General features: G+C 76.1%; 17 protein-coding genes. 11 read left to right on the top strand and 6 right to left on the bottom strand.

What is annotated here, in order from left to right; genetic code table 11:
• Positions 1–30: 30 nt before the first annotated feature.
• The 4 genes from ACH5AR_RS22480 to ACH5AR_RS22495 all read left to right on the top strand — a co-directional run bounded on the left by ACH5AR_RS22480 (position 31) and on the right by ACH5AR_RS22495 (position 4,512).
• On the top strand, positions 31–699 hold the full coding sequence (locus ACH5AR_RS22480) for a response regulator (RefSeq protein WP_396303436.1): 669 nt from the start codon (positions 31–33) through the stop codon (positions 697–699).
• Positions 700–1,256: 557 nt separating this feature from the next.
• Complete coding sequence (locus tag ACH5AR_RS22485; protein ID WP_396303240.1) at positions 1,257–1,988, top strand: transglycosylase family protein; 732 nt, start codon at positions 1,257–1,259, stop codon at positions 1,986–1,988.
• Positions 1,989–2,916: 928 nt separating this feature from the next.
• Positions 2,917–3,690, top strand: a complete 774-nt coding sequence (locus tag ACH5AR_RS22490; RefSeq protein WP_396303241.1) for an SDR family NAD(P)-dependent oxidoreductase — start codon at positions 2,917–2,919, stop codon at positions 3,688–3,690.
• A 216-nt stretch (positions 3,691–3,906) separates the two neighbouring features.
• Positions 3,907–4,512, top strand: coding sequence for a TIGR03086 family metal-binding protein (locus ACH5AR_RS22495; protein WP_396303242.1), 606 nt, complete (start codon positions 3,907–3,909; stop codon positions 4,510–4,512).
• Between the two features lie 328 nt (positions 4,513–4,840).
• Here ACH5AR_RS22495 and ACH5AR_RS22500 read toward each other — a convergent pair whose 3' ends face one another.
• Together ACH5AR_RS22500 and ACH5AR_RS22505 are read right to left on the bottom strand one after the other, a co-directional pair.
• Positions 4,841–5,308, bottom strand: coding sequence for a (2Fe-2S)-binding protein (locus tag ACH5AR_RS22500; protein ID WP_396303243.1), 468 nt, complete (start codon positions 5,306–5,308; stop codon positions 4,841–4,843).
• A 42-nt stretch (positions 5,309–5,350) separates the two neighbouring features.
• On the bottom strand, positions 5,351–7,627 hold the full coding sequence (locus ACH5AR_RS22505; RefSeq protein ID WP_396303244.1) for a molybdopterin cofactor-binding domain-containing protein: 2,277 nt from the start codon (positions 7,625–7,627) through the stop codon (positions 5,351–5,353).
• A 651-nt stretch (positions 7,628–8,278) separates the two neighbouring features.
• On the opposite strand from ACH5AR_RS22505, the gene ACH5AR_RS22510 reads away from it, so the two are divergent.
• The 4 genes from ACH5AR_RS22510 to ACH5AR_RS22525 all read left to right on the top strand — a co-directional run bounded on the left by ACH5AR_RS22510 (position 8,279) and on the right by ACH5AR_RS22525 (position 12,268).
• Complete coding sequence (locus ACH5AR_RS22510; RefSeq protein ID WP_396303245.1) at positions 8,279–9,541, top strand: MFS transporter; 1,263 nt, start codon at positions 8,279–8,281, stop codon at positions 9,539–9,541.
• A gap of 130 nt (positions 9,542–9,671) precedes the next feature.
• Positions 9,672–10,454 carry a Mut7-C RNAse domain-containing protein gene (locus ACH5AR_RS22515; RefSeq protein ID WP_396303246.1) on the top strand — a complete coding sequence of 261 codons (783 nt, stop codon included), beginning with the start codon at positions 9,672–9,674 and terminating at the stop codon, positions 10,452–10,454.
• 96 nt (positions 10,455–10,550) lie between these two features.
• Entirely contained in the window at positions 10,551–10,976 is a 426-nt protein-coding gene (locus ACH5AR_RS22520) for a cupin domain-containing protein (RefSeq protein WP_396303247.1), read from the top strand.
• A 74-nt stretch (positions 10,977–11,050) separates the two neighbouring features.
• On the top strand, positions 11,051–12,268 hold the full coding sequence (locus ACH5AR_RS22525) for a CocE/NonD family hydrolase (protein ID WP_396303437.1): 1,218 nt from the start codon (positions 11,051–11,053) through the stop codon (positions 12,266–12,268).
• Between the two features lie 483 nt (positions 12,269–12,751).
• Here ACH5AR_RS22525 and ACH5AR_RS22530 read toward each other — a convergent pair whose 3' ends face one another.
• A complete protein-coding gene (locus ACH5AR_RS22530; protein ID WP_396303248.1) occupies positions 12,752–13,828 on the bottom strand; it encodes a restriction endonuclease in 1,077 nt (358 codons plus the stop codon).
• Between the two features lie 110 nt (positions 13,829–13,938).
• Positions 13,939–14,757 (bottom strand): hypothetical protein, encoded by an 819-nt coding sequence (locus tag ACH5AR_RS22535; RefSeq protein WP_396303249.1) that lies wholly within the window; start codon positions 14,755–14,757, stop codon positions 13,939–13,941.
• Between the two features lie 97 nt (positions 14,758–14,854).
• Here ACH5AR_RS22535 and ACH5AR_RS22540 point away from each other — a divergent pair, with 97 nt between their 5' ends.
• Entirely contained in the window at positions 14,855–15,355 is a 501-nt protein-coding gene (locus ACH5AR_RS22540) for an inorganic diphosphatase (RefSeq protein ID WP_396303250.1), read from the top strand.
• A gap of 38 nt (positions 15,356–15,393) precedes the next feature.
• Here ACH5AR_RS22540 and ACH5AR_RS22545 read toward each other — a convergent pair whose 3' ends face one another.
• Entirely contained in the window at positions 15,394–16,668 is a 1,275-nt protein-coding gene (locus tag ACH5AR_RS22545) for a pyroglutamyl peptidase (protein ID WP_396303251.1), read from the bottom strand.
• A gap of 181 nt (positions 16,669–16,849) precedes the next feature.
• On the opposite strand from ACH5AR_RS22545, the gene ACH5AR_RS22550 reads away from it, so the two are divergent.
• On the top strand, positions 16,850–17,995 hold the full coding sequence (locus tag ACH5AR_RS22550) for a TerD family protein (RefSeq protein WP_396303252.1): 1,146 nt from the start codon (positions 16,850–16,852) through the stop codon (positions 17,993–17,995).
• Between the two features lie 103 nt (positions 17,996–18,098).
• On the top strand, positions 18,099–18,695 hold the full coding sequence (locus ACH5AR_RS22555) for an SUKH-4 family immunity protein (protein ID WP_396303253.1): 597 nt from the start codon (positions 18,099–18,101) through the stop codon (positions 18,693–18,695).
• 125 nt (positions 18,696–18,820) lie between these two features.
• Here ACH5AR_RS22555 and ACH5AR_RS22560 read toward each other — a convergent pair whose 3' ends face one another.
• Positions 18,821–19,495, bottom strand: coding sequence for a TetR/AcrR family transcriptional regulator (locus tag ACH5AR_RS22560; protein WP_396303254.1), 675 nt, complete (start codon positions 19,493–19,495; stop codon positions 18,821–18,823).
• Between the last annotated feature and the right edge of the window lie 4 nt (positions 19,496–19,499).

Below are 19,499 nucleotides of genomic sequence, written 5' to 3' on the forward strand. Positions count from 1 at the left end.
CCGAAGCACCGTTCGAGGGGAATGACCAGCGTGATCCGAGTCCTCGTCGCCGACGACGAGCCGCTGATCCGGGCCGGAATCAGGATGATCCTCGGTTCCGCCGACGACATCGAGGTGGTGGCGGAGGCCGCCGACGGTCGCGAGGCGCTGGAGCTCGCGCGGGCGCACCGGGTGGACGTGGTGCTGCTGGACATCCAGATGCCGGTGATGGACGGGCTGACGGCGCTCGGCGAGCTGGCGCGGGTCGCCCCCGGCGCGCGGGCGCTGATCCTCACCACCTTCGGGGAGCGCGAGAACGTCCTGCGCGCCGTGACCGAGGGCGGTGCCGGCTTCCTGCTCAAGGACACCGCGCCGCACGAGCTGATCCAGGCCGTCCGGGCCGCGGCGGGCGGGAACGCCTTCCTCTCCCCGGCCGCCACCCGGCACATCGTCGACTCACTGGCCTCCGGGAGCAGTGCCTCGCTGGCCGCCCGAGCGGTCGCGGCGCGGCGCCGGCTGGAGGTGCTCACCCCGCGCGAGCTGGAGGTGTTGGCGCTGCTCGGGGAGGGTCTGTCCAACGCCGACGCGGGGGCGCGGATCCACATGAGCGAGGCGACGGTGAAGACGTACGTGAGCCGGATCCTGGCCAAGCTGGGCTGCGAGAACCGGGTCCAGGCGGCGCTGTTGGCGCGGGACGCCGAGCTCGACGGCCGTCACTGAGGGCGTTCTGGTGGTGACGTTCGGCAACGGATGTGATGGATGTCACACGATGGCGGCGCGGAATCCGGAACTTCGGGTGAGGTAGTGACGGAGCGTCAGCTGACGCTTCCTCAGCGTGGAGGGTGTACCGACTTTCTCGGGTGGACAGGTGTGAGTGAGGGCACGGAATTTGACCGTTTGATCTTGAAAAATCGGTCAAAAGATATCAAATCGGGCATCATTTTCTGATCCGTACCGCCGGTAACAGTCAACTGACCTGCGACGTCGAAGAATTGCTTGCTGCGTCCGGGTGATGGCCCCTAGCTTCATTGGCGGCGCAACGAGCGCCACCCGGGTTCACCCCGACGCACTGCCCGCCGACTGACCCGCGGCGCGAGGGCGGTGCCCGCCGAACGAGGCCGGCTCGAACAGGCCGTCGGCGTGCGGAGGTGACCGGGGCGGCACGGCACGTCCGACACGTGTCCGGCCGCCCGTCGAGTGAGGTGAGCGAAAGACTGCCGGCCCATGTCCCGGGCCTGGTTCCGCATGCCCACCCGGGACTTGTCGAGAGGACCTGTATGAATCCCCGTCACGAGACCGCCGCTGCCACCGACACCAACGCCACCGTCAAGCGCCACCGCGTGCGGATGGCGGTCGTCGCGGGAGCCGCCGTCGCGGCCCTGCCGGTGGCCGGCCTCGTCACGGCCACCTCGGCCTCCGCCGCGACGTCCTCGACCTGGGACGCCGTCGCCCAGTGCGAGAGCGGCGGGAACTGGAGCACCAGCACCGGCAACGGCTTCCACGGAGGGCTGCAGTTCAGCCCGTCCACCTGGGCCGCGTACGGCGGCACCGCGTACGCCGCCCAGGCCAGCAAGGCGAGCAGGGACCAGCAGATCGCCGTCGCGGAGAAGGTCCTGGCCTCGCAGGGCCCCGGCGCCTGGCCGGTCTGCTCGCAGAAGGCGGGGCTGGGCCGGGGCGGTGCTCCGGCCGCCGCCGACACCTCGGGCAGCACGGCGGCCAAGCCCGCCAAGCCGAGCACGAAGGCGGCGAAGCCGGCCGCCAAGCCCGCCGCCAAGCCCGCGGCCGCTCAGCGGGCGCCCCAGGCGGGGCCCTCGGCGAAGCCGGCGCAGTCCGCGCCGGTCGCGCCGAAGAACACCGCCGCCGGCGGCTACACCGTCCGCAGCGGTGACACCCTGAGCGACATCGCGGCCAAGTTCGGCGTCGACACGGACAGCCTGTACCGGAAGAACGTCAGCACCATCGGCAGCGACCCGGACCTGATCTTCCCGGGCCAGACGCTGACCGTCTGACCATCTGACCGCCTGACCGCCTGATCGCTCGGCCGTCAGACCGGCCGACCACCGGGCTACCGGGCGGGACGCCGTCCGACGGCCTGCCGACCGGCCGAGCGGCCACCCTGGACGGGGGTGGTCGCTCGGCCGGTTCCGGCACGTTGACGGGCCTTCGGCGGCCCGTTGAGCGCCCGTTGCCGGGTGGACTTCCGGGTGGGGGCGCAGGAGCCGGTGAGCCCACTGCCGCCGGTTGGCGCGGACTTCGGGTCGTGGCCCCTCCCTCCGGCCGGGCGGGCGGTCGCCGACGGCACGGCGAACCGCGGGGGACGGCGCCGCCCGGGTGCCGGGTCCCGACGGTTCCTGGTGCCGCGTAGGGGGGTGCCGGCCGGCTGCGCGGGCCGGGCGCCGGAGCGGCCTGATCGGCTGTCGGTGCGGGCTGCGCCGCGCCGGAGGCCGGGGCGCGGCCCGGTCGCCTGCGTCGTCCGCCGGCCGACGCCGGGCGGCTCCCGGTGCCGCGTACGGGGGTGGTCGGCCGGGGCGCCGGCGGCTCGCTCCGCTGCCGCGCGCCGTCGCCCGGGCGACCGGTCGGGTGTGATCGCCGGCGCCCTCTGCCGGCCGGCTTCGCGTGCCGGGTGCCGGCGCCCGGCACCCGGCACCCGGCACCCGGTGCTTCCGGGCGGCGGGCGGGAGGCCGCACCGGCTTCCGGGTGCGCCCGAGCCGACCCGGTGGCCGGGCCGGCCCGCGGCGAGCAGCCCGCCGTGGGGCGTACGCCTGGTGGTCGGTGGCCGCTCCGCACGACCGGGGGTGCCGTCGCACGCCGGGGTGCGGAGGCGGGGCGGCGCTTGGTTGAACGTTGAACGCAGCGTCCGAATCCCGCCGGAAGTCCGTGGGACGGCGGAGCAGGATCGAGTCATGTCCGAGATCGGAACAAGGAGTTCTGGAGATATGACGACGATCGATGTGGCAGTGTCCGACCGCCTCGGCGCTCTCGACGGCAGGGTGGCCCTGGTGACCGGTGGCAGCCGGGGCATCGGGGCGGCCGTCGCCCTGCGGCTGGCCGAGGACGGTGCCGACGTGGTGCTGACGTACCGGGGCGGGGCGGCGCAGGCCGAGGAGGTCGCCGCGAAGATCACCGCGATGGGGCGGACGGGCTGGGCCGTCCGGGCGGACGCCGCCGACCCGGAGGCCGCGCGAGGCGTGGTCGAGGCCGTCGTCGAGCGGTTCGGGAGGTTGGACGTCCTGGTCAACAACGCCGGTGTCGGTGTGCTCGGCCCGATCGGCGAGCTCGCGCTGGAGGACGTCGACCGGGCGCTGGAGGTCAACGTCCGGGGGCCCTTCCTGTACGCCCGGGAGGCCGCCGCGCACCTGGCCGAGGGCGGGCGGATCGTCACCGTCGGCAGCTGCGTCGCCCAGCGCGTCGCCTTCCCCGGCGCCACGCTGTACGCGACCAGCAAGGCCGCGCTGACCGGCCTGACCAAGGCGCTGGCCAGGGAGCTCGGGCCGCGCGGGATCACCGCCAACCTGGTCCACCCGGGGCCGATCGACACCGACATGAACCCGGCCGACGGCCCGTCGGCGGAGTTCCAGAGCGGGCTCACCGCGCTCGGCCGGTTCGGCACCGCCGCGGAGGTGGCCGCCGCCGTCTCCTACCTGGTGGGCGAGGGCGGCCGGTACGTCACCGGCGCCGAGCTGGCGGTCGACGGCGGCTTCGCGGCCTGACACCTCTGCCACGCCCGGCCGCGCTGACGGGCCCAAGCGTCCCCGGCCGCGCTGACGGGTCTGGCGCCCCCGGTCGCTCCTGCGCGCCCCCGCCGCCCCGGACACGCCCGGGGCGGCGGGGCGCACGGTGTCCTGCCGTGCGGCGGTGGGCCGCCGCGCTTACGATCTCCCGGCACGGCCCCGCCCCGACCGGGGCCCGTTCCCGAGAGGTGTGCCATGACCGCAGCGGAAGACCCGATCGGGCTGCTCGCCCGGGCCCTCGCGCAGACCGCCGGGCTGATCGACGGCACCGGTGTGGAGCTGGCCGGCCACCCGACGCCCTGCCGTTCCTGGGACGTCGGCGACCTGGTCAGCCACCTCCTGGACGACCTGCGGCGGTTCACCGTCCGGGCGCGGGGCGGGCAGCCCGACTGGTCGCGGCCGTCCGAGCGGGTCGAGGAGGGCTGGCTGCACGCCTTCGAGTCCGGGGCGGAGGAGCTGGTCGAGGCCTGGCGCGCGGCCGGTGATCTCGGCGGGACCCTGGAGGTCCCCGGCGCCGGCACCCTTCCGGCCCGCTTCCCGGTCGACCAGCAGATCGCCGAATTCGCCGTCCACGGTTGGGACTTGGCGCATGCCACCGGTCAGTCCACCGAGGGGCTGGACCACGAGGTCGCGCTCGCCGCGCTGGCCTGGGCCCAGGGGGCGCTCAAGCCGGAGTACCGGGGCGCGGAGGAGGAGCACCACGCCTTCGGCCGCGCCGTCGCCGTGCCCGAGGACGCCCCGGTGTACGACCGGCTCGCCGCCTTCTTCGGCCGGGACCCGGCGGCGCCGCTCGCGCCGTAGCCCGCTACCCGCGGCTCCGGCGGATCGCGATCTCCGGGTGGTGCGGGGACGGGGCGGGTCGGGCGGCGGCGCGCGGCGCTCGCGCAGGAAGCGGTCCGCGAAGGCCCGGACGTCGGTGCGGTTGCGGGCGGTGGCGCGGACCGGGGCGATGGTGCCGGGGGCCGGCGGCATGGTCTGTTCGGTCGCGGGTGCGACCCGGGGGCGGTGGAGGGGGGCGCGGGGCCGGCCGGCGGGGCCGCGCGCCGGGTACCGGAACCGCACCGTCAGGCCGCGGGCCGGGGCGGGTGCGAAGAAGGCGAGTCGGCCGTGGGTGCGGGCCGGTGGCGGGTCAGGGCTTGGCGGCCCCCCGGGCGGCGGCCTGCTTGATCGCCTCGCGGATGCGCGGGTAGGTGCCGCAGCGGCAGACGTTCTGGATCCGGTCGATGTCGGCGTCCGTCGGGTTCGGGGTGCGGCGCAGCAGGGCGACGGCGGTCATGATCTGGCCCGGCTGGCAGAACCCGCACTGGGCGACGTCGCAGGCGAGCCACGCCTCCTGGACCGGGTGCAGCACCTCGCCGTCGGCCAGGCCCTCGATGGTGGTGACGGCGTGGCCCGCGCAGTCCTTGACGGACCGGGTGCAGGGCTGGAACTCCTGGCCGTCCAGGTGGCTGGTGCAGGCGCGGCAGACCCCCACCCCGCAGCCGTACTTGGGGCCGGTGACGCCGAGCTTGTCGCGCAGCACCCAGAGCAGCGGCATGTCGTCCGGGGCCTCGACGGTGACGGGCTTCCCGTTGAGGACGAAGGTGTGGGTGGGCATGGGGTCGGGATCCTCAGCTGGTGGTCAGGGGCCGGGGCGGGGTCAGAAGTTGATCGGGAAGGAGCGCGGGCCGGTGCTGGTCGCGCGGGCGTAGGCGTTGGCGACGGCGGCGGAGGCGGCCGGGACGCCCAACTCGCCCGCGCCGCCGGGCGGTCCGCTCGGCGGCATCAGGTGGATCTCGACCACCGGCGGGGTGTGCCGCTGCCGGGCGTAGTGGAAGTCTCCGTAACTGCCCTCGCGGAAGGCGCCGTTGTCCAGGTGGTTGCCGGCCCGCAGGATCACCGAGATGCCGTCGACCAGCGCGCCGGTCAACTGGGCCTCCAGGCCCCGGGGGTTGATCACCCGGCCGACGTCGGCGACGACGACCGCCCTGGTGACCCGGGGGTCGGTGCGGTCGGTGGCGTCCAGCTCGACCAGGTAGGCGACGCAGGCGCTGTGCTCGTCGTGGTAGCCGATGCCCTGGGCGTGGCCGGGGGGCATCGGGCGGCCCCAGTCGCCCCGCCGGGCGAGCTCGTCGAGCACCGCGCGGCCGGTGGCGGCGCGCATCCGGTCCCGGCGGAAGGCCAGTTCGTCCTGGCCCATCCGGCGGGCGAGCTCGTCCATCATGATCTCGTCGGCGACCCGGACGGTTCCCGAGTAGACCGACCGCCAGCTGCCGGTGTGCAGCTCCAGCGGCACCTCGGCGAGCAGTTGGGTGGGCACCCCGACGTCGTACGGGATCTTCTCGGTGAGCAGGAAGAACAGCTCGGCGGCGGTGAGTCCGGCCAGCGGGAGGTTGTAGCCGGCGGCGGTGAGCATGTCGCCGAGGCCGTGCCCGAGGTCCGTGCGGATGCCGGCCACGTGGTGCTCCCAGCTGAACACCTGGCCGAGGCCGTAGGTGGCCCGGATGACGTGGTGGCTGGCCGGGCGCATCCGGCCGTGGCGCATGTCGTCGTTGCGGGTCCACATCAGCTTGACCGGCCGGCCGGCGGCCTTGGAGACCTGGGCGGCCTCCAGGGCGGCGTCGAAGAACAGCCGGCGGCCGAAGGAGCCGCCGCCGCGCACCACGTGGACGGTGACGGCGTTCTGCGGCAGCCCGAGTTCGGCGGCGATGGCGCCCTGGGCGAGGATCGGGCTCTGCGCGGCGAACCACACCTCGGCCCGGTTGGGCCGGACGTCGGCGACGGCGGTGAGCACCTCCATCGGGGCGTGGTTGACGAAGGCGAAGTCGAACTCTGCCTCCAGCCGGCGGGAGAGCAGCGGTGGTGGAATGGAGGGCAGTTGGGCGGCGCGCAGCCGGGCCCGCACGTCGGCGTCGGACAGGCCCGCGACGGGGCCGGGGTTCCAGGTGGTGCGCAGCGCGTCGCGGGCCTTGAGCGCCTGGTCGAAGGTCTCGGCGAGGACGGCGACGCCGCTCGGGATCCGGACCACCCCGAGGACCCCGGGCATGGCGCGGGCGGCGGAGGCGTCCAGCGACGCGAGGGTGCCGTTGACGGTGGTCGGGCGGGCGACCACGGTGGGCACGGCGCCCGGGACCTGGAGGTCCCCGGCGTACCTGGCGCGGCCGGTGACGATGTCGCGGGCGTCGATCCGGCCGGTGGGCCGGCCCACCAGGCGCGGCCGGCTGTCGCTCCGGGGGACGGCCGGGACGGCGGGAGCGGCGACGGTGGCGGCCTCGGCGGCGAGGTCGCCGTAGCCGAGCCGGCGGCCGTCGGGGGCGAGGACGGCGGAGTCGGCGGTGCGCAGGGTGTCTGCGGGAACGTTCCAGCGCTTGGCTGCGACGGTCACCAGCCGGGCACGGGCGGCGGCGGCCGCGGCGCGCACCGGGTCGTACAGCGAGCGGATCGAGTTGGAGCCGCCGGTCAGCTGGTTGAACAGCAGCTCGGGGCGGGCGTCGGAGAGCGGGACGTCGACGTCGGCGAGGCGGGCGTCGAGCTCCTCGGCGACGATCATGGCGATCGCGGTGGTGAGGCCCTGGCCGACCTCCAGCCGGGGCAGGTGCAGCGCGGCGCGTCCGGCGGGGGTGACTTCGAGGACCAGCAGGTGCGCGGTCGGCAGCCCGGCGATGATCATCGCGTCGCCGAGGTCGACGATGTCCGGGATGCCGGGCAGGCCGATCAGCTGCTGGGGGAGGGCGGTCTCGCGGACCGGTACGGCGGCTGCGGCGGGGGCCGGAACGGGGGGCGGGGCGGCCTGCGCGGCGGCGGGTGCGGCGGTGTCGGCGGCGAGGCGGGCGCCGACGGTGAGGGTGGGCGCGGCCAGCAGGTAGGTGAGGAAGCGCCGGCGGCGGGTGGTGCCGCCCGCGGCCCCGGCGGCCCCGGTGCCCGGCGCGGCCTGCACGGTCGGGGCGCTCCGTGCGGCCGGGGCGTCAGCGGTGTCCCCGGCGTCCGGGTGGGCGCCGCCCGGACGACCGGTGGAGTCCGCGGGAGCGATGGAGCTGCTGATGGGAGGACACCCTTCGAGCCGGAGACGGCGACGGAACGGGCGGGCGGGGCGGCCTCGGCCCGGTGCCGGATCGCGAACGCCGTTGAGCATAAAAGGGGCCTACTGACGGGTCAACACGGTCAAAGTTGGCCCTCGGTCGGACCGGTCGCGGTTTTGCAACGGTCGGCCGGGGCGGAGGCGGAGCGGGTACGGACGGCGCTTCGGCGGCGCGGGCGAGGCCGGGGAACGGGCGGCCGGAGCAGTGTGGAAGCGCCAACTCAGGCCCCTCGCACGCGAGTTCAGAGGTCGGTCGGCGGTGCGGCGGCAGCCGGAAGTGGCCCAGGAAACTCCGTGATCACTGGACCGTTCCACTGGTCCGCTTCCTCCCTAGGGTAGGGGGGTGCAGCAGCACCGGCGGTGGTGCGGAGCGACGCCGCGCGCCACCCGTCCGGGGGCCGCGGACGGGGGTGACGACCCGTGAGGTCGTTTACGGCCCGGGGGAGTGCGGGTGCGGCCGGCCGGAAGCCTCCCGGCCGGCCGCACCCGCGGACGAGCGAAGGATGGGGCATGCCGACCGACCGAACCGCCCGCTGGGGCGCACTGCCGCCCGCCGGGCCCCAGCGGACCCTCGTGGCCGCCCAGTTGGCCGCCGCCGTGGGCGACGGCGCCTACTACACCTGCTCCGCCCTCTACTTCACCCGGGTGGTCGGGATGTCGCCGACCGCCCTCGGGACCGGCCTCACCCTCGCCTGGGCGCTCGGCTCGCTCGCCGGCGTTCCGCTCGGCTCCCTCGCCGACCGGCGCGGCCCCCGCCGTACCTCGGTCGCGCTCGCCCTCGGCACCGCGGCCGTGGTCGCCGCCTTCCTGGTGATCCGCTCCTACCCGCTGTTCCTGCTCGCGGTCTGCCTCTACGCCACCGCGCAGTCCGGCCTCACCGCCGCCCGGCAGGCGCTGGTCGCCACCCTGGTGCCGCCCGCCCGGCGGACCGCGCTGCTCGCCCACGTCCAGTCGATGCTCAACGGCGGGCTGGCCGTCGGCGCGGCGCTCGGCGGCATCGCACTCGCGATCGGCACCCGCGCCGCCTACCTGGCCGCCTTCGCCGTCACCGCGCTCGGCTTCCTGCTGGGCGCGCTGGTCCTGCGGCGGCTGCCCGAGGCCCCGCCGGCGCGGGGCGCGGCGGATGCCGGGCCGCGGCTGGCCGTCCTGCGCGACCGCCGGTACGCCGCCGTCACCGCCGTCAACGCCGTGCTGCTGCTGCGGATGCCACTGCTCAGCCTGATCATCCCGCTCTGGATCGCCGCGCGCGCCCCCGGGATCGGCTGGCTCGGCTCGGCGCTGTTCGTGCTCAACACCCTCGCGGTGCTGGCCTTCCAGGTCCGGGCGGCGCGCGGCATCACCGGGCCGGGGCCGGCCGCCCGGGCGGTCCGCGCGGCCGGGCTGCTGCTGCTCGGCTCCTGCGCCGTCTTCGCGCTGTCCGCGCTGGACGTGCCGGTCTGGGCGGTCGGCGCCCTGCTGGTCGCGGCCTCCGTCCTCCAGGTCGCGGGGGAGATGCGGCAGTCGGCCGGGAGCTGGCAGATCGCCTTCGACCTCGCCCCGCCCGGGCGGATCGGCCAGTACCAGGGCTTCTTCGGCACCGGCGTCGCCGTCGCCCGCGCCCTCGGGCCGCTGCTGCTCACCACGCTGCTGCTGGACGGGGGCCCGGTCGGCTGGCTGGTGCTGGGCGCGGTGTTCCTGGCCGCCGGGTGCGCCATGGGGCCGGTCGTCCGCTGGGCGGAGCGGGACCGCGGCCGCGACGTGCCCCGCCCGCAGCCGGTGGCGGCGGGGGCCTGACCGCGGGCGCCACCAGGGCCCGGCCCCGCACGCCACCAGGGCCCGGGCTCCGGCACCAGCAGGGCCGGCGCGGCGGAGCCGCCCGGAAACCCGGTGGCCCCGGCCCGCCGCCCGCTGGCATGCTGGCCGCGTGGAACGACCCCAGATCCGACTCGACGTCGCCCCCGAGCTGCACCTCTTCGTCTCCGCGCCCCGGCGGGCCGGCCGTACCGCGCTGCGCACCGACGGCAGCTCCACCCTCGGCCACGTCGTCGAGTCCCTCGGCATCCCGCTCACCGAGGTCGGCGTCCTGCTGGTGGACGGCCGGGAAGTGCCCGACAGCCACGTCCCCGCCGACGGCGAGGAGATCGCCGTCCGGGCCGTGACGAGGCCGCAGCCCTCGCCCGGCCCGGTGCGCTTCCTGCTGGACGTCCACCTCGGCACCCTCGCCCGCCGGCTGCGCCTGCTCGGCGTGGACGCCGCGTACGAGAACCCGGACATCGGGGACGCCGCCCTGGCCGCCCGCTCGGCCGCCGAACAGCGGATCATGCTCTCCCGCGACCGCGGCCTGCTGCGCCGCCGGGAACTGTGGGCCGGCGCCTACGTCTACAGCCACCGCCCCGCCGAGCAGCTGCGCGACGTGCTGTCCCGCTTCGCGCCGCCGCTCGCCCCCTGGAGCCGCTGCACCGCCTGCAACGGCACGCTGCACCCGGCCACCAAGACCTCCGTGCGCGAGCAGCTGCGGGACGGCACCGAGCGCTCCTACGACGCCTTCGCCCAGTGCGGGGACTGCGGCCAGGCGTACTGGCGCGGCGCCCACCACGCCCGACTGGAGGCGATCGTCAGCGAGGCCGTGCGGGACTTCGGCCACGGCCTGGCCGGCGGGGCGGAGCAGGAGTCCGGGGACAGCCGGGTCGGGGCCGTCTCAGGGTAGCCAGCCCGCCCTGGCGCACGGCCCGGCCCGGTGGTCCCATCGGAGGTGGGGGACGGGCCCACGCTACTCGCTCGGACGGGAGAGGCCAGGTGTCGCATGGACCATCAGGCAGCGCAGCAGCCCTTCCGCACCACGGACGTGGCGCACGCCCCCGTGGTGACCGCCCCGGACGGGGCCGAGGTGCACCCGCTGCTGGTGCTGGAGGGAGCCGGCAGCCTCGCGGTGTTCGCCCTCGCACCGGGGCAGGTGACCCACGCGGTGTCGCACGCCACCGTGCAGGAACTGTGGCAGGTGAGCTCCGGCCGCGGCGAGCTGTGGCGCCGCCAGGGCGGGCACCAGGAGACCGTCCGGCTCGCGCCCGGCACGGCCGCGTCGATCCCGCTGGGCACCGCGTTCCAGTTCCGGGCGGACGAGGACTCCGACGGGCCGCTGCGGATCACGGCCGTCACCATGCCGCCCTGGCCCGGGACGGACCGCGAGGCACGCCCCGAGGAAGGCCCCTGGAAGGCGACCCTCCGATGAGGCGGCCGCCGCAGGCCCCGCCGAACTGACCCTGCGCTCGCGCTACGTGACCATGCCGGACGGGGTCCGCCTCGCTGTCGACGTCCACCTGCGCCGGGGTACCCGGGCCGGCCCCCGGCTGCTCACCGTCCGGACCACCCGGCGCCGCCGGCGGGCCCGGGTGCGGACCGGCGGCCCGACGCTACGCCTTCGGGCCCGCCGAACTGCGCCGCACCGGTGCCTCCTTCGGCACCCTCGCCTCCGGGCTCGGCACCGACGTGACCGTCGACAGCGGCCCGCTCAGCGACCGGATCGCCGCCCAGCCCTGGTCCAACGGACGGGTCGGCGCCACCGGCATCTCCTACGGCGGCGACACCGCGATGCTCGCCACCTCGCTCGGCAACCACCACATCACCGCCGCCGCCGCGATCTCCTACGACTTCGACCCGTACGAGGACCTGGTGCGCCCCGGCGGCCTGCTCATCGAGCCGCAGATCGCGCGCTACGCACTGCTGCTGCGCGTCCTCGACCAGGCCGGCGGCACCACCTGCGAGACCGACGGGCGGACCCGCGAGCTCTGCGCGGAGAGCGGCCTCACCGGCCTCCAGCCCCGGCCGGTCGACGGCCCCGACGGCCGGGCCCTGCTCGCCGCCGGGCGTGCCGGGCACGCGCACAACGCCGACCTGGTCGAGTTGGCGAGCGCCGGTGCCCGGGGCGGCCCCCAGAACCGGATGGCCGGCAGCGTCGGCGAGCGGACGCAGGCCGTCGAGGCCGGCCGGGTGCCCGTCCTGACCCGCGCCGGCTGGCTCGACGCCGGCACCGGCAACGGGGTGCTTCCCCCGTTCACCGGCCTGTCCGACACCCAGGACGACTGGATCGGCCCGTGGAACCACGGCACCGACCGGTTCGCCGACCCGTTCCGGCCGGCCCGCCCGCTCACCGCGCCGGCGCGCGACGAGAACGACCGGCGCGTGCCGGACTCCTTCGACCGCCACGCCCGGGGCGACGCCCGCCCCCGACGGCCGCCGACAGGTGCGGTACCACGCTTCGGCGAGGGCGTCCGGCGCGCCGCCAACCCGCTGGCCGGTGCCCGGCAATCGCACCCAGCGGCTCCACCTGGGCACGGAGGGTACGCACCCTCGTCGCCCGGCCGGACGACCGCCGCAGCGGCTCCGACCCGCTGTGCCTGGACCCGACCGCGGGCACCGGCCCGCTGGACCGCTCGACCACCAACCTCGGCGGTGACGAGGTCAGTTGCCCCGACCGCGCCGCCGTCCACGCCCGACTGCTCAGCCACACCACCGCCCCGCTGACCGCCGAGACCCTGGTCACCGGCAACGGCAAGGCCGCCCTGGACGTCACCGGACTGGCCGGTTCGGCCCGCGGCGCCCTGCACGCCTACCTGGAGGACGTCACCCCCGACGGCCGGGTCACAGACCCGACGGCCCGTCAATCCACCCCACGCGAAAGGACGTTGGCCGATCGCTCGGGCACCCCGGACCGGCGCCGGCTGCGCGCGCCGCGCAGCTACACGGCCGAGGACGCCGAGGACTTCCCGCAGGGGGCACCGAGCAGGTCACCGTCGACCTCCAACCCTTCTCGATGGTCTTCCGGCCCGGCGACCGGATCCGGCTCGCCGTCGCCGACCCCGACTCCTTCCGACTGCTCCCGGCCGACCGCCGGGCGGAGTACCGGATCGGCCGGGGCGGCGGCCGGGGCTCGGCCCTGGACCTGCCCGTCGTGCGCTGGAACCGGCGGGCGGGGGGCACCCGGAGGCGGCCGGGTGCCCCGGCCCGTCACGCGTCCGCGACCTCCAGCCCGTACGCGGTCACGGCCTGCCGCAGCCCGCCCGGGTACCCGGCCAGTGCCGGGGTGAACTCCCAGTCCCCGGAGGGCTCGCGGTCGAACCGGCCGAGCCGCATCGCGGTGTTGGTCTCCGCGCCGTCCGCCAGGTGCACCACGGCCGCGTCCTGCCCGGAGCCGGCCTCCAGGATCAGGGCCGGCCCGGCGAACCCGCCCATGGTGGCCCCGGGGTGGTTCTCGGTGTCGGCGGCGGCGATGACGACCAGCCGGTCCACCTCGGCGGGCAGCGCCTCGAAGTCGACCATCAGGCAGGCGTTCGCGTCGCCGTAGCCGGTCACCAGCCGCACCGAACCGTCAGGTGTCGAGGCGTTGTTGTAGAAGACCAGGTGGTCGTCGGAGAGCGCCACGTTGCCCGTGCAGACCAGCGCGGCGATGTCGTACTCCTCCTCGCCCGTCCAGTGCAGCAGCAGCCGCGAGGGCTCGGCGGCCACCTCGATCGCGGGCAGGCCGTCCAGGGCGGCGGCCCCGGCCGGGTCCTCGTCCTGGGCGGTCGCGAACACCTCCTGGAAGCCGTGGTGCTTGAGCAGCCCGACCAGCTCGGCGCCGTTGATCAGGCTGATCGGCTTGCCCGCGACGAACTGGTGCGAGCTGGGGCCGAACCGGCTGGTGGTGACCAGGACGGCCTTGGTCGCCTGTCCGTCGTGCCGCAGCGTCCCGTACAGGTCCCGCACCGCGGAGGGCGCCACCGTGTCCCGGTACCGCTTCACCTGCACGATGACGTTGCCGCCGCGGAACGGGTCGGGGTCGATGCCGCGGACGTCCACCCCGCCGTCCCGCGAGCGGGCGGTGAGCTCGACCTTCATGCCCATCGCCTCCATGAGCCGGGCGATGAGGCCCTCGAACTCGACCGGGTCCATCGCCAGCAGGAGCTGGAGTTCGCGCACGCGCCTGGCCATCCGGCCGCGGTCGGCGTTGGTGTCGTCGCGCAGATGACGGAAGAGCGCGCGCTGGGCGCGGCGCTCGTCGACGTCGGGGTTGCTGAGGCGGTGGAGCTTCCGGCTCCGGGACATGGGCGTGCCCCCTCTTGCATGGTGACGGTTGTTGCACGCGTCACGGTAGGGGAATCGTGGACGAAGGACTGCCGGGCCGTCAGTTCCGCCGCACAATCGAGACCTGGACGTCAGGGCGCGTGCAGGTCGAGCGTCCAGGCGTGGGTGGTGTAGCGGCCCATCCGGACCGGGTGGCGCTCGACCAGCGTGACGGCCAGGCGGTCGCCGGCCCGGTGCAGCGAACCGGTGAAGCGCGCCCGTCGCTCGGGGGCGAGCGGGAGCAGCTCGGCCAGGACGGCGTCGTCCAGGTCCGGCCCGACGGCACGCAGCACCCCCGCGTCCAGCACCAGCAGGGTGCCGTCCGCCAGCACCAGCGGTGGCGGGGCCTGCGGGTCGGCGAGCAGCGGGCCGCGCTCGATCCGGCCGCCGGGCAGCAGCCGGACCACCCGGTTCCCGGTGGGCTCGCGGCGGTCCGTCTCGACCACCCGCAGGCCCGCGCCGACCACGTAGTGGCCGTAGCTGTGCCAGGCGTCGACCGGGGTGCCGTCGCGGTCGAGGGTGACGGTCCCGAAGGCGCCGTCACCCTTCCGGCCGAGTGCGAAGAGGCCGTCGTCGAGCGCCGCGCCCCGCTCGCCGCGCAGCTCGGCGACGGTGCGGCCGTCGGCGAGGTCCAGCAGCAGGGCCGGGGCGAGGCGGCCGCCCCGGACGGTGCACTCGGCGGAGTCGGTGGTGACCAGCACCCGGTCGGCGGAGAGGTGCGCCGCGTTCGGGCGGCCCGGGCAGGGCCGCTGCCAGCGGCGCCGGCCGGTGGCGCCGACGCAGGCGAGAGCACCGCCCCGGGCGTGCAGCTCCACGCCGTCCCGAGCGGCCAGCGGCCCCTCCGGGAGCCCCTGCGGTCGGCCGCCCTCGCGGTGGTGGTGGTCCAGGACAGTGACCCGCCGGCTCCCCATGGGACGGATGGTAGGGGAACCGGTCGAACGGCGGGGGTGCTTTCGGTGGCCGCCCGGACGGCGGACAATTCCCGCAGGAGTCGAGGAGGAGGCCGCGGTGGAGTTCGAGGTCATGATCGAGACCCCTCAGGGGTCGCGCAACAAGTACGTGATGGACTTCGTGGCGGGCCGGATCCGGCTGGACCGCACCCTCTTCACGGCGACCGCCTACCCCGCCGACTACGGCTACGTGGAGGGCACCCTCGGGGGTGACGGCGAGCCGCTGGACGCCCTGGTGATCGGCGGCGAGCCGGCCGTCCCCGGCTGCGTGCTCACCTGCCGGGCGGTGGGCGTGTGGGTGATGCGCGACGAACGCGGCCCGGACCACAAGGTGCTCTGCGTCCCGGCCCACGACCCGCGCTACGCGGACCTCCAGGACGTCGGCGACCTGCGCGAGTTCGACCTGCTGGAGATCACCCACTTCTTCCAGGTGTACAAGGACCTGGAGCGCGGCAAGTCGGTCAGCGGCTCGCACTGGGCGGGCCGCGACGCCGCGTACGCCCAGATCGCCGAGTCGCGGGCCCGCGCGGTGGGCACCCGCTACGCCGGACGGGCGTAGCGGGCGCCCCCGGCGCCGGGGCGGCAGGGCCGTGCGGCTCAGGGCCGGCCGGGTCGGAGCCGGGCGGTGCTCAGGACCGCCCGCACCTCGTCGGCGATCGCGGCCTCGTTCTGCTCGAACTCCGGCCCGGTGAGCAGGGCCGGGTCGGCCGGCAGGCCGGTGAGGACCGGGGTGTGCAGGTGGCCGCCGGGCAGGTCCGGGGCGAGGAGCATGCGCAGCCGGTTGGAGCGGTAGGCGACTTCGTTGGAGAGGTAGCCGCCGCCCCCGCCGGAGACCGCCCGGGAGCCGGGGGTGGGACCGTCCGGTCGGAAGACCGGGGCGGTGGCGCCCGCCGGGATCTCGGTGACGAAGGTGTCGAGCAGCACCGGGAAGGGCTGCTGGACGGCCCGCATGGCGTCGGTCGGCAGGGTGGTGCGGACGAACTGCGGCCCGGGGGCCAGCCCCGGGGCGTCCACCGGGTGCTGGGCGGTGCCACCGGAGAGCGCGGCCACGTTGTCGGTGGCCGGGTCGGCGGAGCGGGCGCGCCCGGCCCACTCCTCCAGGGTGAACTTGCCCGGGTAGCCCTGGCTGATGCTGGTGATCAGGTCGGCGGACTGCCGTCCGGGCCGCAGGTGCGGGGCGAAGGCCCGTTCCACGATGCCGCCGTCGAAGTCCCCGTAGCGCACCGGCAGCACGACCGCCCGGACCTCGGCGGCGCTGCCGTCGGCCAGGGTGATCCGCTGCCCGTGCAGGGCGAGCACGGCCGAGCCGGAGGGGTTGGCGCGGCGCGGCTCGGCGTCCAGGCCGAACGGGTCGAAACCGCTGACGAAGATCCGCCGGACCCCGGGGGCGGACTCGAAGCCGTCGTCCAGACCGCGCGAGGCGTCCTCGAACCGGGCCCGCAGCGCGGCGTGGTCCACGTCGAACCGGGGCTGCCAGCGGGCGAGCTGGACGGTCATGGCGAGCCTGGTCCAGTACAGCGGGCGGTCGTCCCGGGCGGGCAGCCCGCCGCCCGGCCGGCGGCCCTGGGCGCGGTCCACGCCCGCCTGCCAGAGGGCGCGGCCCCAGTCGGTCACCACCCGTTCGGCCTGCCGGGCGGTGCGGGCGGCGCACAGGGCGGCGGGGAAGCCCCCGAGCGGCTCGCCCAGGCCGGAGCGCTCGGTGAAGGCCGCGGTGCGGGCGTCCTGGAGGCGGGCCTGCTCCGCGTCCGGCGGCACCGCGGTGGAGGTGCGGCAGCCGGCCGGGGCGGCCTGGGCGGCGGCCGGGGCGAGCAGGGCGACGAGTGTTCCGGTGAGCGCGGCGGCGAGTCCGGCGGCGCGGCGTAGACATGTCATGTGCGCTGACGATAGGTCCGGACCTGACGGCACGCCAGAGCGCCGGGGCCCCGCCTCGCCCCCCGGGCGCGGTGCTCCGGTGGGGGCGGAAAAGCCGACGGTTCGTCCGGGAACCGAGGCGGGCTCTACAGCGTTGTCGTGGTCGAAACAGCGGTACTCGTACGGTGGTGGAGGAAGTTCCATGAGCGTGGCCCTGACGAAGGGTGGCAACGTCTCCCTGGGCAGGCAGGCCCCCGGGCTGCGGGTGGTCCGGGTGGGCCTCGGCTGGACGGCCGGGGACGGCTACGACCTGGACGCCAGCGCGCTGCTCTGCGGTGCGGACGGGAAGGTCGCCTCGGACCAGCACTTCGTCTTCTTCAACAACCTGCGGAGCCCGGACGGTTCGGTCCGGCACCTGGGCGCGGCCGGCGGCGGCGTCGACCGCGAGCAGGTCGAGGTCCGGCTCGCGGAGGTCCCCGCCGGCGTGGAGAAGGTCGTCTTCGCGGTGGCGATCTACGACGCGGCGCAGCGCCGGCAGTCCTTCGGGCAGGTCCGGGGCGCCCACATCCGGGTCCTCGACCCGGACGGCGGCACCGAGGTGGCCCGGTACGACATCGCGCCGGAGGCCGCGGGCGAGACGGCGATGGTGTTCGGCGAGCTGTACCGGCACGGCGCGGACTGGAAGTTCCGGGCGGTCGGGCAGGGGTACGCCGCGGGGCTCGCGGGCATCGCCACCGACTTCGGGGTGGACGTCCTCCAGCCGGCGCCCGTCGCCGCCCAGCCTTCCGCCGCTGCGTCCGTCGCGGCTCAGGCCGCGGTGAAGCCGCCCGTCGCCCCGCCGCCCGCGCCGCCCGTCGCCCCGCCGCCTGTCGCCCCGCCGGTCGCCCCGCCGCCGCCCGTCGCGGCCCCGGTGCCCGCGGTGCCGCCCGCCGCCGTGCCCGCCGTCCCGACGACCCAGCCAGGAGCAGGGAGCCTGCCCGTGACGTGTTTCTTCGACCCCTCGCACGGCGCCGGCACCACGGCGGTGTACTGGTCGCCGCAGTGGGGCGTGCCGCGCCCGATCGAGGCCTGTGCGGCCTGCGCCCAGCGGGTGCAGACCAACGTCCCGCCGTTCTACACCCCGGTGCAGGCCGGCTACCCGCAGCCGGTGCAGCCGGTGCAGCAGGTCCAGCAGGGCCAGCCGCAGGCGCCCGGCCAGCAGGGCCAGGGCGGACGGCGCTTCGGCACCGGCGCGCTGATCGGCGCCGGTGCGGCCGGCCTGGTCGGCGGCGCGCTGCTGAACGAGGCCTTCGACGACGACCCGCAGGTGGTCGTCAACAACTACTACGAGGACGACGGCTTCTTCTAGACCGTCCGTGCGCGTGGGCCCGCCGGTGTCGGAGCGGTGCGCTCGGATGGCGGGGCACCGCGCGAACGGCGGGGCACCGTTCCGACCCGGGGGAGACACACCGATGACCACGTCCGACGCCGACCTGCGGGCCGCCGCCAGGACTCCGACGGCGGCCTGGCTGGAGTCCTGCTTCGGCCCCGGCACGCTCTGGCGGCCCGGGACACTGCCCGAGCGCCTGACGGCGCCGGGCGCCCGGGCGTTTCTGAGCGAGGTCGGCGTCCCGGCCGTGGAGCTCGGCTTCCTTGGCTTCGACGCCACGGACCTGCCCCGGAGCGGGATGTGGGAGGCGGACCTGGACGAGCTGTTCGGCGAGCGCACGCCGGGCGACGACAGCGCGCCGAGCTCCTGGGGCTACTGCGTCGGCAGGATCGACGAGCGGCACCTCATGGTGTCGGGCGACACCGGCACGGTACGGATCTACGACCCGGACGGCTGGGACCACGGGAGCGGCTACGGCGGCCGGGCGGCCGACTCGCTGCCCGCCCTGATCGGCGCGCTGGCGCTGCTGGCCCGTCTGGAGGAGCGGATCCTCGGCGGGGAGGCCGAGGCCGCGCTGGACGAGTTCGAAGCGCTGGCACGGGAGTCGGGCCAGGGGCCGGAGGAGTCGGACCTCTGGCCGGGGCTGCTGGAGAGCCTGCGCGAGGAGTACCAGGACTGACGCCTCCCGGGTGTGCCGCCCACCGGAGGCTCGACGGCCGCACGACGCTTCGGCGCTGTGCGGCCGTCGGCGTCACGGCGGCCGTCCGGGCCACCGGATCGGTTCGGCCACCGGCGCGGTCCGGGTCAGGCCCGTTCGCGCCGTCGGTACGCCCCGGCCCGGGCCGCCGCCCCGGCGGCCTCCGCCGCGCGGTCCGCGGCCGCCTCGTCCAGCGGTTCCGCGGTGGTGAGCATCCGGTAGTAGAGCGGCGCCGAGACCGCCCGGACGACCTCGAACCCGTCGGTGTCCGGCGGGAGTTCCCCGCGTGCGACGGCCGCCGTGACGCACGGCGCCCACTCCTCGACGCGGCGGAGGTAGAACCGGTGCAGCGCCTCGGCGGCGTCCGGGTCGCAGGTGGCCGCCACGAGGACGGCACGGAACAGCGCGCCGCGGCGAGGGTCGGCCAGGGTCCGCTGGACGAGCCGGGCGTTGGCCCGGAGGTCCTCGTCGAGCGACCCGCTCTCGGTGCGCGGCAGCGACTGCTCGGCCATGTCCGCGAGCAGGTCCGCGACCAGCGCGGTGGTACTGCCCCAGCGGCGGTAGACGGTGGTGCGGCCGACCTCGGCCCGCTGGGCGATGTCGCCGAGGTCGAGGCCGCCGAAGCCGCGTTCGACCAGGACGTCCTCGGCGGCGCGCAGGACGGCGGCGCGCACCCGGGCGGTGCGGCCGCCGGGGCGGACCGTTCCGGGGGTGGAGGGCTCCGGCGGGGAGGGCTGTGCGGGTGCGCCGGAGTCGGCGGGTGCAGCGGGCCCAGTGGCCATTAAC

This window comes from Kitasatospora sp. NPDC018619, assembly GCF_044391605.1.
In the GTDB taxonomy this organism is placed as follows: Bacteria; Actinomycetota; Actinomycetes; order Streptomycetales; family Streptomycetaceae; genus Kitasatospora.